Source organism: Enterococcus sp. DIV0755b, assembly GCF_051713765.1.
Lineage (GTDB): Bacteria > Bacillota > Bacilli > Lactobacillales > Enterococcaceae > Enterococcus_C > Enterococcus_C canintestini.
Map to the genome: position 1 here is coordinate 1,307,903 of NZ_JBIOQN010000001.1, position 12,983 is coordinate 1,320,885.

General features: G+C 35.7%; 11 protein-coding genes. 9 read left to right on the forward strand and 2 right to left on the reverse strand.

Annotated features, from left to right (window positions below; translation table 11 throughout):
* The first annotated feature begins 24 nt into the window (after window positions 1-24).
* From IGI65_RS06190 to dinB, 4 genes are all read left to right on the forward strand, one after another.
* A complete protein-coding gene (locus IGI65_RS06190; RefSeq protein ID WP_438773582.1) occupies window positions 25-909 on the forward strand; it encodes a PSP1 domain-containing protein in 885 nt (294 codons plus the stop codon).
* Complete coding sequence (locus IGI65_RS06195; protein WP_034864815.1) at window positions 896-1,237, forward strand: DNA replication initiation control protein YabA; 342 nt, start codon at window positions 896-898, stop codon at window positions 1,235-1,237. The genes IGI65_RS06190 and IGI65_RS06195 overlap by 14 nt, the downstream gene beginning before the upstream one ends.
* A gap of 75 nt (window positions 1,238-1,312) precedes the next feature.
* The gene (gene rsmI, locus IGI65_RS06200) at window positions 1,313-2,194 is read left to right on the forward strand and encodes a 16S rRNA (cytidine(1402)-2'-O)-methyltransferase (protein ID WP_438773584.1); all 882 of its coding nucleotides are present in this window, start codon (window positions 1,313-1,315) and stop codon (window positions 2,192-2,194) included.
* A 269-nt stretch (window positions 2,195-2,463) separates the two neighbouring features.
* On the forward strand, window positions 2,464-3,600 hold the full coding sequence (gene dinB / locus IGI65_RS06205) for a DNA polymerase IV (protein WP_438773585.1): 1,137 nt from the start codon (window positions 2,464-2,466) through the stop codon (window positions 3,598-3,600).
* Between the two features lie 174 nt (window positions 3,601-3,774).
* Here the strand turns inward: dinB and nrdG are convergent, their stop codons facing one another.
* Both nrdG and nrdD read right to left on the reverse strand, forming a co-directional pair.
* Window positions 3,775-4,377: an anaerobic ribonucleoside-triphosphate reductase activating protein gene (gene nrdG, locus IGI65_RS06210; RefSeq protein ID WP_438773586.1), complete on the reverse strand. Its 603-nt coding sequence runs from the start codon at window positions 4,375-4,377 to the stop codon at window positions 3,775-3,777.
* Between the two features lie 106 nt (window positions 4,378-4,483).
* The gene (gene nrdD / locus IGI65_RS06215) at window positions 4,484-6,673 is read right to left on the reverse strand and encodes an anaerobic ribonucleoside-triphosphate reductase (protein ID WP_438773587.1); all 2,190 of its coding nucleotides are present in this window, start codon (window positions 6,671-6,673) and stop codon (window positions 4,484-4,486) included.
* Window positions 6,674-7,106: 433 nt separating this feature from the next.
* On the opposite strand from nrdD, the gene IGI65_RS06220 reads away from it, so the two are divergent.
* The 5 genes from IGI65_RS06220 (at window position 7,107) to dltB (ending at window position 12,978) form a co-directional block, all read left to right on the forward strand.
* Window positions 7,107-7,874, forward strand: coding sequence for an ABC transporter ATP-binding protein (locus tag IGI65_RS06220; protein ID WP_438773588.1), 768 nt, complete (start codon window positions 7,107-7,109; stop codon window positions 7,872-7,874).
* A complete protein-coding gene (locus IGI65_RS06225; RefSeq protein WP_438773589.1) occupies window positions 7,864-9,912 on the forward strand; it encodes an ABC transporter permease in 2,049 nt (682 codons plus the stop codon). Before IGI65_RS06220 ends, IGI65_RS06225 begins: the two co-directional genes overlap by 11 nt.
* Window positions 9,913-10,107: 195 nt before the next feature.
* Entirely contained in the window at window positions 10,108-10,257 is a 150-nt protein-coding gene (locus tag IGI65_RS06230; protein WP_438773590.1) for a teichoic acid D-Ala incorporation-associated protein DltX, read from the forward strand.
* Between the two features lie 13 nt (window positions 10,258-10,270).
* On the forward strand, window positions 10,271-11,782 hold the full coding sequence (dltA, locus tag IGI65_RS06235) for a D-alanine--poly(phosphoribitol) ligase subunit DltA (protein WP_438773591.1): 1,512 nt from the start codon (window positions 10,271-10,273) through the stop codon (window positions 11,780-11,782).
* Complete coding sequence (gene dltB / locus IGI65_RS06240) at window positions 11,782-12,978, forward strand: D-alanyl-lipoteichoic acid biosynthesis protein DltB (RefSeq protein ID WP_438773592.1); 1,197 nt, start codon at window positions 11,782-11,784, stop codon at window positions 12,976-12,978. The genes dltA and dltB overlap by 1 nt, the downstream gene beginning before the upstream one ends.
* Window positions 12,979-12,983 lie beyond the last annotated feature (5 nt).

Below are 12,983 nucleotides of genomic sequence, written 5' to 3' on the forward strand. Positions count from 1 at the left end.
ACTTAAAGTAAGGGAGGGACTTTAATGGAAGTGGTAGGAGTCCGCTACAAAGAGGCTGGTCATGTCTATTACTATCGCCCTGGCAAACAGCAGGAATACCGGTACGAAGAAAAAGTGATCGTTGAATCGCAACAAGTTAAATTATTGGCAGAAGTTGTTATTCCAAAAGTGGAAATTGACAGTGGTGATTTACCAGATGAAGTACTGCCGATTTTACATATTGCTTCAAACGAGGAACTACAACGAGCTGCTCAAAATGAAGAAGATGCCAAGGCGGCTTTTACAATTGGTAAAAAGAAAATCCGACAACATGAATTGGCGATGAAATTGGTTTCAGTGGAATATACGTTTGATCGTAGTAAGATGATTTTTTACTTTACAGCCGATGGTCGGATTGACTTTCGTGAATTGGTAAAAGATTTAGCGAGTGAATTTCGTACGCGGATCGAATTACGACAAATTGGTGTGCGGGATGAAGCCAAAATATTAGGTGGAATTGGTCCGTGTGGTCGCCAGTTGTGTTGTTCAACTTTTTTAGGCGATTTTATCCCGGTTTCAATCAAGATGGCTAAAGATCAAGGGCTATCTTTAAATCCAACTAAGATTTCAGGCTTGTGCGGTCGTTTAATGTGTTGCTTAAAATATGAAAATGACGAATACGAAGCGGCTAAAAAAGAATTACCAGATTATGGTAAAGAAATTAATACGCCAGATGGTAAGGGCAAAGTGATCGGTTTAAATTTATTAAGTCGAATTGTCAAAGTTCGCCTTTATCAAAAAGAGACACCAATGGAATATCATTATGATGAATTAAAAGATTTTGCGGCCCAACAAGTTGCTGTTAAAACAACAGCCTCAGCCGATGAAGCAAAAAAAGCAGGTGATGCCAGTGAGCATGGACAAACGTGATATTTATGATGGTTTAAGCAAGTTAGAATTAGATCTAGAAAGCTCATTGCAACAATTAACGGCAATGAAAGCAGCCTTACAAGAAATTGTTGAGAAAAATACGACACTCGAATTAGAAAATCAAAAGTTGCGGGAGTACTTACAAGAATTAAAAGAGGAAAACGCAGCAGAAGAAGTAAAACAAGGCATGTCCAAGTCTCGTATGAATTTAGAGAAAATTTATGAAGAAGGCTTTCATATTTGCCGTGAATCTTACGGTGCCAGAAGAGAAAATGATGAACAATGTGTTTTTTGTTTAGAAGTTTTATATCGAGAAAGTCAAAATTAAGTGATAAGGAATTGATTAAAGAGGATTTTTTCTTTTTTATCAATTCTTTTTCACTTTATGAAATGAGGGTAACAAGTGCAAAAACAAAGCAGTTTCAAAGGCAAACAATTAAGTGGCACACTTTATTTGGTGCCAACACCAATTGGAAACTTACAAGATATGACTTATCGTGCAGTCGAAACTTTGCGGACAGTAGAACTTATTGCCAGTGAAGATACACGTAATACGCAAAAGTTATTAAATCATTTTGAAATTACGACTTCCCAAAAAAGTTTGCATGAACATAATTTTAAAGAACGGGTGCCAGAGTTAGTGACACTACTAGAACAAGGTAAAAATATTGCCCAAGTAAGTGACGCGGGGATGCCTTCTATTAGTGATCCAGGTCATGAACTGGTGGTTGCTTGTATTAAAGCTAATATTCCAGTCGTTTCCCTACCAGGTCCTACTGCTGGTTTAACAGCTTTAATTGCTTCTGGTCTATCTCCACAACCAAATTACTTTTATGGCTTTTTACCTCGTAAAAAAAATGAGCAGGTTAAGGAATTAACAACTTTAAAAAATGAAGGGGCCACTTTAATTTTTTACGAATCGCCACATCGTTTAAAACAAACGGTTAAGACAGTAAGTGAAGTGTTTGGTAACCGCCGAGCTGTCGTTTGTCGAGAATTAACCAAAGTACATGAAGAATATTTAAGGGGAACTTTAGCTGAGCTAACGGATTATTTGAGCGAAAATCCAATTAAAGGGGAGTGCTGTCTAATGGTGGCAGGTTTTGATGGCCTTGAAGCTACACCAATAGCACCTTCTGAATTGACTCTTAAACAACAAGTACAAGCTTTAGTTACTGAAGGTATAAAACCTAATGCGGCAATTAAAACCGTGGCTCAAAACAATCAAATTAAAAAGCAAGTCGTCTATAAAGCCTATCATGAAATTGAAGTGCCAGCAGAATAAGTCTGCTGGTTTTTTTTATGAACCGTTAAAAAGTGCTCTTTTTTACAAAGCAAAGCGATGTTCAGACTTAAGGATTAATTTAATCGAATTTTAGAGCAGTCAGTTGGAATATCGTGAAAGCTATAATTAATTTATTGAGGTTTTGGCTTATTTATTATTACTTTAAGACGGAAAGATTACATTTAGCTTCTAATTAGCCTACTAAATAGCTAGAGGTTGCGAACATTCGTTTGGGCTAGTATAATGGTAGGAGCTAAGGAGGTGGGCTGATGGCAGAATTACAGTTTCCGTTAAAAAATGATACGAGTCGTAAAATTATTCATATTGATATGGATGCTTTTTTTGCTTCTGTGGAAGAAAGGGATCATCCTGAATTGGCACAACATCCTTTAGTAATTGCCCGTCACCCCAGTGATACTGGCGGCAAAGGCGTTGTAACTACTGCCAATTATGAAGCACGAAAGTACGGTATTCATTCGGCTATGAGTGCGCAAAAAGCCTACGAACTTTGTCCCCATGCTATTTTTGTGCCGGGAAATCACGAAAAATATCGCCTAGTTTCAAATGAAGTGCGGGAGATATTTGCGAAATATACCGATGTAATTGAACCTGTTTCAATTGATGAAGCCTATCTGGATGTGACACAAAATAAAATCAATAGTTATTCTGCTGTAAAAATTGCACGCTTAATTCAGCGGGATGTGTGGCAAAAAGTTCATCTTACTTGTTCAGCTGGTGTCAGTTATAATAAATTTTTGGCCAAATTGGCTTCTGATTTCATGAAACCCCAAGGAATTACCGTTATTCCACCGCGGGATGCCCAGGAATTTTTAAAAGCACTCCCCATTGAAAAATTTCACGGTGTTGGGAAAAAGACAGTACCGAAAATGCATGAAATGGGAATTTTTACCGGAGCTGATTTATTTGAAAAAACAGAAATGGAGTTAATCCAATCTTTTGGGAAGATGGGTTATTTTTTATATCGTAAAGTACGGGGAATTCACGACTCACCGGTAGCTGTCAAAAGAGAGCGAAAGTCAGTCGGAAAAGAACACACTTACGGTAAGCCATTAACAACTGAAGATGCTGTTTTGTCCCAATTACGCCAACTCTCTGAAAAAGTAGCAGCAGCCTTAAAGAAAAGTAGCAAACATGGGCAAACACTGGTTTTAAAAGTCCGCTATGCTGGTTATGAAACGGTGACTAAAAGAAAAACATTGCCGACTTATTTAGCTGATAAACAAGCTATTTTTTCTCAGGCGAGTTTAATATGGGAGGAAGTTGCCGGACTTGAAAAGGGGATTCGTTTATTGGGAATTACGGTGACAAATTTAGATCCCATAACATTTGAGAATCTAACATTACCATTGTGGGATGAAGTGATAGAAGAAGAGAAAAAGGAATAAATTAGGATAAGAATTAGCTTGCCGGTGTTTCACTAGGAAAAAAAATCGTTAAAAGTATAAATAAGTTTCGGCTGTTATAGCGTTTAGCCGCATTAGTGTTTTATGAGTGAGGACACAACAAAAAGACAATAGAAAAGCTATTGTCTTTTTTTGTTTTGTGCCATTTAAGCTTGATTAGATTAAATCTTGTTTTTTTATCTGTTCAAAACTTTCTGTAGCGTCATGACATTTTTCCCAAATCACAGCTTTATTTAAAGCGAGGGATTTTTTTACATCAATAATGCGTTGATTACTACTGCCACGAAATTGTAAATTTAAATTTCGCTTAGCTAATTCAAACCGCCCATCTACCAAAATGTCAATTTTACTTAATAACTCTAATTTATCGTCTGTTTCTTGTAAAAGTTCTTCAAATGTATAGCCAGACCAACTCCAAATGTCTTTGGTTGTGCCAAATTCCTGTTGTACCCGATTAACCACTTGCAGGCACACGGCGGTATTTAAAAAAGGTTCACCACCTAGTAAAGTGAGACCTTGAACATAATCATGCGCTAAGTCTTTGATGATTTGATCTTCTAGTTCTTTTGTAAAAGGAGTACCATAGTTGAATCTTTGAACGGCTTTGTTAAAGCAGCCCTCACAAGCAAACAGACAGCCACTGACATATAGACTATTGCGGACACCTTCGCCATCTACAAAGTTAAATGCTTTATAATCGGCTATATAATTTTTACTATAGTGACTTGCTTGCCACTCTTTGGGCTTAGGATTGCGCATAAAAATGCCTTCTTTCTTTCAAGTGAACCAATTGCATACAAATACAAAGAGAATAACCCGAATCATAACCGTGATGCTCGGGTTATTCTAATTTTTATCTACACTATTATTTCATGTGTTTTACCCGAGAAGAAATCTCTTTGTGACGGCCATGAACCATTGGACGTGCTTGCGGATTTCCTAAGTAACCACAAGTTCGTTTGACTACATCACACGTTTTAGGATCGTGATTGCCGCATTGTGGACATTCAAAACCACGCTCGGTTGGTGTAAAGTCGCCTTCAAAACCACATTCATAACAGTGATCAATCGGTGTGTTAGTTCCAAGATAACCAACTTTATCATAAGAATAATCCCAAACAGCTTCTAAGGCTTTCGGATTTTGTTGCAACATTGGGTATTCGCAGTAATGAATAAAACCACCTGAACAATATTTAGGATAATCTTTTTCAAAATCTAATTTTTCAAATGGTGTGGGATTTTTCCGCACATCATAATGGAAACTATTGGTGTAGTATTCTTTATCGGTTACATTTTCTACTAGACCAAATTTTTCAGTATCCAAACGACAGAAACGATCAGTTAAGCTTTCGCTAGGGGTAGAGTAAACACTAAAATGGTAACCATATTCATTGCCCCAATCATCGGCATGCGCTTTTAATGATTTCACGATATTTAAAGTGAATTCTTTAGCTGCAGAATTATTTTCCCAAGTACCACCATAAAATGTTGAGGCAACTTCATATAGCCCAATATAGCCCAATGAAACAGTAGCCCGTTTATTTTTAAATAGCTCATTAACAGCATCTGTACGGCTTAATCGTTTCCCAAACGCTCCATACATGTATAAAATTGGCGCATTGGCGGGAATAGCTTCTTTACACCGTTCGACACGATAAACTAGAGCATCTTTGACAGTTGCGAGACGTTCTTCTAAAATTGACCAGAATTTTTCTTCATCACCGGCAGCTTCTAAAGCAATACGCGGTAAGTTTAACGTCACGACACCTAAGTTCATGCGTCCAACATTTACTTCTTTGCCGTTTTCATCTTGCCAGCCTTGTAAAAAGGAGCGACAACCCATCGGTACTTTAAAACTTCCTGTTAATTCCACGATTTTATCGTAATTTAAAATATCTGGATACATCCGTTTTGTGGCACATTCTAAAGCTAATTGCTTAATATCATAATTGGGATCAGTTGGATCAGAATTTACCCCTTTTTTAATTGAGAAAATCAACTTAGGGAAAATAGCTGTCCGTTTTTCACTACCTAAGCCGTTGATGCGAATTTGTAAGATAGCCCGTTGAATTTCTCGTTCAAACCAGTTAGTGCCCAAACCAAAACCAAGTGAGGTAAAAGGTGTTTGGCCGTTTGAAGTAAATAGTGTATTAATTTCATATTCTAGACTTTGCATAGCATCGAAAATATCTTTTTTCGTTTTTGCTTTAGCATATTCTTCTCGTCGGTCAGGATTTTCAATCCATTCTAGAGCATCATTTAAATGTTTTTGGTAATTGAGTTGAGCGAAGGGCGCTAATAATTCGTCAGTACGATCAGCCGAACAGCCACCATATTGACTTGAAGCGACATTTGCAATAATTTGTGAAATTTGGGCAGTCGCTGTTTGAATCGATTTTGGCGACTCTACTTCAGCATTACCAATTTTAAAGCCATTATTTAACATACCTTTAAAATCAATTAAACAACAATTTGTCATTGGTGTATACGGGTGATAATCTAAATCATGATAGTGGATATCACCTTTTTGATGGGCATTGGCGACATGTTTTGGTAACATTTTTAAGCCGATTGATTTACCCACAATGCCAGCTGTTAAATCACGTTGGGTATTAAAGACGTTGCTATCTTTATTGGCATTTTCATTAACGACACTTTGATCTTTATTAATTAAACGGCCGATTGTAAAATTAATGTCTGTTGCTTTACTGCGATCAAAATCACGGCGGGTCCGGTAGTTAATATAAGCTTCCGCCAGTTCATATTCGCCTTTTTCAAGGAGGATGTGTTCAACGATATTTTGGATTTCATAAATTTTCACGTCAGTAGTAAAGCGTTGACCGATTTCCGCATCGATGCGTTCCACTATTTCTAACAGACGTTCATGATCGATTGGAGAAAGCTCGCCATGAATTTGCTGTTTAGCCTTCACTAATGCATCGTAAATTTTTTGATCATCAAAGTCCATTAATCGTCCATCTCTTTTGATGATTTTAATCGTCTGTAATTGAGGATGTAAATTATTTATGCGTAAATCATTTTTTAAATCCATCATCTTACCCACTCCTTTATTTCTTCACTTCCAAATTGTTTGTCCTTATTTTTGCTAAACAATTTGGTCTAAAAAGGCTTTGTTTGTGCCCTTACTCACATAATATGATAGCGGAAAAAGAAGTAAGGTGCAACCAAAAGCATAACAAGATATAGTACCCTTGTGTTTGTTTATTATAATTCAACACTATATATAGTGTATAAAAAATATGTAAAAAATTTGAAAGCAGATAGGGAAGGGATTTTGATATTTATAAAAAATTAAAAGTTGTATAAAAAAAGAATTGGATGAAAGAAAAAGTTTTTATTTAAAAATTTTCTTTGGCTTAAGTTAAAAACTGCGTATTTAAAACAGCTTATGCTACGATAGAGAAAAAAAGTGACCTTAACCTTAAATTATTTTGAAATTATTTTGCATACAGACTAGAGGGGACAATATGAAAAAGATAATTGAAGTAAAACATTTGAGTAAAACTTATGGTAATCGCATGAATCAAACCCAAGTTTTAGATAATTTGTCCTTTAGCGTAGACGAAGGAGAATTTGTTGGCATTATGGGCCCAAGTGGAGCAGGCAAAACGACTTTAATGAATATTTTATCCTCAATTGCCTTGCCTACTTTTGGAACGGTAAAAGTAGCTGGTCAAGATTTAACTGCCTTAAAAGAAGATCAGCTCAGTGATTTTCGTCGGAAAGATTTAGGTTTTATTTTTCAAGAGTTCAACTTACTGCCGACTCTTACTGCTAAAGACAACATTATCTTGCCTTTAGCGATTGATTTTTTAAAATTGGAAGAAATTGAAAAAAGAGTGGCAGAAGCAGCTGATTTATTGGGGATTAAAACAATTTTACAACGCTATCCTGATGAATTATCTGTAGGGCAAAGACAACGTGTAGCTGCTGCAAGGGCGTTAGTCGTCCGGCCACGCATTATTTTTGCCGATGAGCCCACCGGTGCACTTGATTCAAAATCTGCCACCGAGTTGTTGTATTATTTAAGCGAATTAAACCAAAAGCAGAATAAAACGATTTTAATGGTCACCCATGATCCTTACACTGCCAGTTATTGTAATCGGATTTTGTTTATTAAAGATGGTGTCTTTTTTTCTGAAGTTGTCAAAAGAGGAAGTAGGCAAGAATTTTTTGAACAAGTAATTGATATGCAAGCAACCTTAGGAGGCGGGGGACGTCGCAATGCTTTATAAATTATCTTGGCGAAGCTTTTTAAAACAGTTCCGCAGCTACGGTATTTATTTAATTAGTATTACGATGGCTGTAATGATTTATTATTCTTTTAATGCCATGACCCATGATCAACCGTTGACTAAAAGAGCGGCTCAAGATATTAAAATTGAAAACATTTTAACAGTGGGAAGTTTTTTTGTTATCGTCATGATGGTCTTTTTTGTTTTAAGTGCCAATCGCTTTTTTATTGCGAAGCGACAACAAGAAGTCGCACTTTATCAATTATTTGGAATGAAGCGTCGACGCATTATTTTTCAATCTTTAGTCGAAATTTTTGCTTTAAATTTACTGGCTTTTTTACTTGGAATTGGTTTTGGAGTGATTTTTTCCAAGCTTTTTTCCATGATTTTAGTTAAAGCAATGGCGCTAGACGTGACGAGTTCCTTGTTTTTTTCTTGGCAATCTGTTTACGTAACAGCGGCTGTTTTTATTTTTGTTTTTATTATTAGCGCGGTTCAAAACGTAATGGTTTTATCAAAAAAACAAGTAGACGGTGTGTTTTCAGCGAAATCTTCCTTTGATTTACAAAAATTAAAAATAAAACCTTATGAAATTAGTTTAGGAATATTTAGTCTGTTGCTAATTATTAGCGCCTATTTGGTGGCATTTTTTATCCGGCCCTTAACATTTCGCTTTGTTTCCATAAGTGAAAGTTTTTCGATTTTATTTTGGTTACCTGGAGGTATTTTACTTGCTTGTATTATAGGAACTTATTTATTTTATCGTTATGGTTTAAAAACAATTTTTTACTTCTTAGATAAAAAAAAGCGTCGTTATCATGGCTTAAATTATTATGAACGAAGTCGGGGGTTAGTGGCAATTTTAAAAAATTGGCGCTCATTGGCATTGGTTACTCTTTTAACGGCGTTAGCGATTGCATTAATTGGTGGAGCGATTTCTTTAGTTAGTATTCAAAGCCAAGTAAGCCAAAATGAAACACCAACTGATTTTCAAATACACACTAATGAACTAGACAAACTTAAAAAGATTATAAAAGATAATGATGGGAAAATAACTACTAGTCAAAATTTACATTATAAAGTGACTGCAGGACGTTTTTCTTTAAAATTATTCAGTAGCGAAGCGATAAATCAGTTTAATCTTATTAATGTTTTAAAACTAAGTGATTACCAAAAATTTCAAGAGAAACATGATGATTTACCAAAAATTGATTTATTGAAAAATAATAGCGGTGTGCTATTTAATTATGATTATGTTCTCTACAATAGTGTGGGTGAAGTGGGACGAAAAATTACGTTACCAAATGGCGTGGGCATCACAGTACAACATTTTTATTCTGATTTATTGGGGGACTCTTTATTGCGTTACAATGCTGGAGTATTGGTTTTACCTGATGCGCAATTTGAGGCTATTCAAGGTGTTACGTATACCATTGCCATGGTAAATGTTAAGACAAAAGATGAAGAAAAGCTCGCCAATGCTGTGGAAAAAGAATTAAACTCAGACTGGGGAAATGACATTTATTATGATTTTTCATATCAAGCTGGTTATTTAAAAGGTGATATTACTACAAAGGCATTAAAAAATAACATCCCACAAACATTTACTGGTAATTATTCTCGTTTAAATCATACAAGTCGCTTTCCAATTGTCCGCCGCGCGACCAGAGAAGCGGGAATTTTTATGTATGTGGCGACTTTTCTGGGGATGATTGCATCGATTACGACAGCTGCAATTGTTATGTTACGACAGTTATCAGAAGTGGAAAATGGCAAAAAAGATTACTTGTTGCTCCAAAAATTAGGTGTTAGTCGCAAACAAATGAAAAGAAATCTATATTATCAAAACGCTTGGATATTTGCACCACCAGTCTTATTGGTTTCTGGACATGCAGGCTTTGCCATTTACACTTGGTCACAGTTTGTGACAACCGGTAGTTACTGGTTAGCTTATTTATTTTGCGGAATTGTGGCGGTCATTTATTTTATTGCCTATATTTTAACCGTCAAATTTTTCTTGCACAGTTGGGAAAGTTAAACTGATAAGAATTAAATAAAAAACAATAATCTAAGAAATAAAACGTTTGGACTTAGTCTGACGTTTTTATTTCTTAGGTTTTTTTGTAAGCCCTTAAGTGACGAAAGTGTTAGATTCTTATTTTTGGTGTAAGTCAAAAAAATGTTTTATTCTAAATAAGTCATTTATACTGAGTTTGAAAAGGAGAGAGTGAGCATGAAAAATTGGTTGCATAAAGAAAGCACACATTACTGGTTAACTTTTATTGGCAAAACGCTCTTTTACTTCTGTGTCTTAATTATTTTGATTTATTTGTATCATTACAAAAATATTCAAGGTGGCACATTTATTTATAACGAATTTTAAGAGGTGAGTGCAGATGACTGTAACAAATATTATTGAACAAATTGATTCTTGGGGGCTAACTGAACCCAATCGAATTGCTTACATTGCTGAGAGGGAATATACCTACGGTCAGCTAAAAGATTGGTCAGATCAACTTGCCGCTTTTTTAAGTGAAAAATTGATAGGGCGCAAACCGATTGTCGTATATGGCGATTTGGAGTTTGAAATGCTAGCAGCCTTTTTAGGTGTCAGTAAAGCAGGGCATGCTTATATCCCGATTGAAGCCAATACACCAAATGATCGGGTTGAGTTAATTTTAAAAGTCGCTCAGCCTGCTTTAGTTATTAGTGTAGAACCGTGGCCTGAAATTGACACAGATTGTGAAGTTTTAAACCCTGAAGAACTAAAAACTATTTTTGAGGGAAAAAGAACTTTACCAACATTTGAAAGTGTAAAAGGTGATGAAAATTACTATTTAATCTTTACCTCTGGCACAACGGGAGTACCAAAAGGCGTGCAGATTAGTCACAGTAACTTATTATCTTTTGTGAATTGGACTTTAGCAGATTTTGTTTTACCAGAAAATAGTCGCTTTTTATCACAAGCACCGTATTCCTTTGATCTATCGGTCTTTGATGTTTATCCAGCACTATGTTCTGGGGGTTCACTGGTTCCACTGAAAAAAGAAGTAATTAACGATTTTAAAACATTGTTTGCAACTCTACCAAAATTAGCCTTAGAAGTTTGGGTTTCTACGCCTTCTTTTATGGATATTTGTTTAATGGAAAAAGAATTTAATACCCAAAATATTCCCAGTTTAACGACTTTTATCTTTTGTGGTGAAGAGTTAACTAAAAAGACGGCGCAAAGTTTATTGGAACGTTTCCCTAACGCTCATATTTATAATACTTATGGTCCAACTGAAGCAACAGTAGCGATTTCAGGTGTGGAAATTACACCAGCATTATTAGCACAAGTCGATCGTTTACCGATTGGCTACGTAAAAGAAGATACAACAGTTACAATCATGGAAGAAGATAAAGTTCTTGCCGCTGGTGAGGTGGGAGAGATTGTTATTTCTGGTCCTAGCGTCTCAAAAGGCTACTTAAATAACCCAGAAAAGACCGAACAAGCATTCTTTTGGTTAGATGATAAATGGGCATATCGTACCGGCGATGCGGGAAGTTTACCTGCAGATGGCTTATTGCGGTATGAAGGGCGAATGGACTTTCAAGTAAAGCTACATGGTTATCGGATTGAATTAGAGGATGTTGATCATCATTTAAACCAAGTTTCCTTTGTAAAACAAGCAACAGTCGTGCCTAAATATCAAGATCATAAAGTACAACAATTAGTAGCCTTTGTTGTAGCAAATGAAAATAATTTTGCTAAAGAATTTCAATTAACAAAAGCGATTAAAGCAGAATTAGCCGAAGGTGTTATGGATTACATGATTCCCCAACGCTTTGTCTATGTAGAGCAATTACCTCGAACTGCTAATGGCAAAATCGATCGCAAAGGCTTGATAAATGAGGTGAACGGCTAATGGTCTTTCCTCATAGTATTCCTTACGCAGATCCAAAATACTTTTTGCTGTTACTAATTGCGTTTATTCCGTTAATTTTGAGTATGCTGATTGCGGGTAAAAGACCTGGTTGGTACCAAAGTCTAGTGACGTTGTTTTTCTTATACGTAAGTTTTGGTGGTGCCAGTTGGCATCAAGGTGTGGCGTTAATACTTTATGTTGTTTGGCAGACACTATTAGTTTATGCGTACTTTTCCTATCGCCAGCACAAAAATAGTAGCAGTATTTTTTACGGTGCAGTCTTTTTAGCAATTTTACCTTTAGCAATTACGAAGGTTGTGCCGTTTTTTAATGGTGGACATAGTTCCATATTAGGATTTTTGGGTATTTCCTATTTAACCTTTAAGTCAGTACAGATGATTATGGAAACAAGAGATGGCATGATTAAATCTTATAAGGTTTGGCACTACATCCAATTTCTTTTGTTTTTTCCAACCATTTCATCAGGTCCAATTGATCGCTTCCGACGTTTTGATAAGGACTTAGATAATCCGCCAACACCAGAAAAATATGTCGATTTATTAGGCACGGGAGTTCATCGTATCTTTATGGGGTTCTTGTATAAGTTTATTATCGGCTACTATTTTGGCTCAGTTTTATTACCACCAATTGAACGAGCAACTTTGATTCATGGTGGTATTTCTTGGGCGTTAGTTGGCTATATGTATGTTTATAGTATGTATTTGTTTTTTGACTTTGCGGGTTATAGTTTATTTGCAGTCGGAACGAGTAATATTTTAGGCTATGAAACCCCAATGAACTTTAATAAGCCATTTTTAGCTTGGAACATTAAAGAATTTTGGAATCGTTGGCACATGACACTGTCTTTTTGGTTCCGAGATTACATTTATATGCGTTTAATGTTTACTTTATTGAAAAAGAAAGTTTTTAAAAGTCGTATCGTAGCATCAAATGTTGGTTATTTTGCCCTTTTCTTGATTATGGGAATTTGGCATGGCTTAGCTTGGTACTACATTGTTTATGGTATTTATCATGCAACGCTGATTTGTTTAACGGATGCGTGGTTACGTTTTAAGAAAAAGCATAAAAATTTACCATCGAACAAGTTTACGCATGCGCTTGCTATCTTTTTAAATTTTCAAGCGGTATGTTTTAGTTTTATGATTTTTTCAGGTATTTTAAATAAATTAATGTAAAAGAG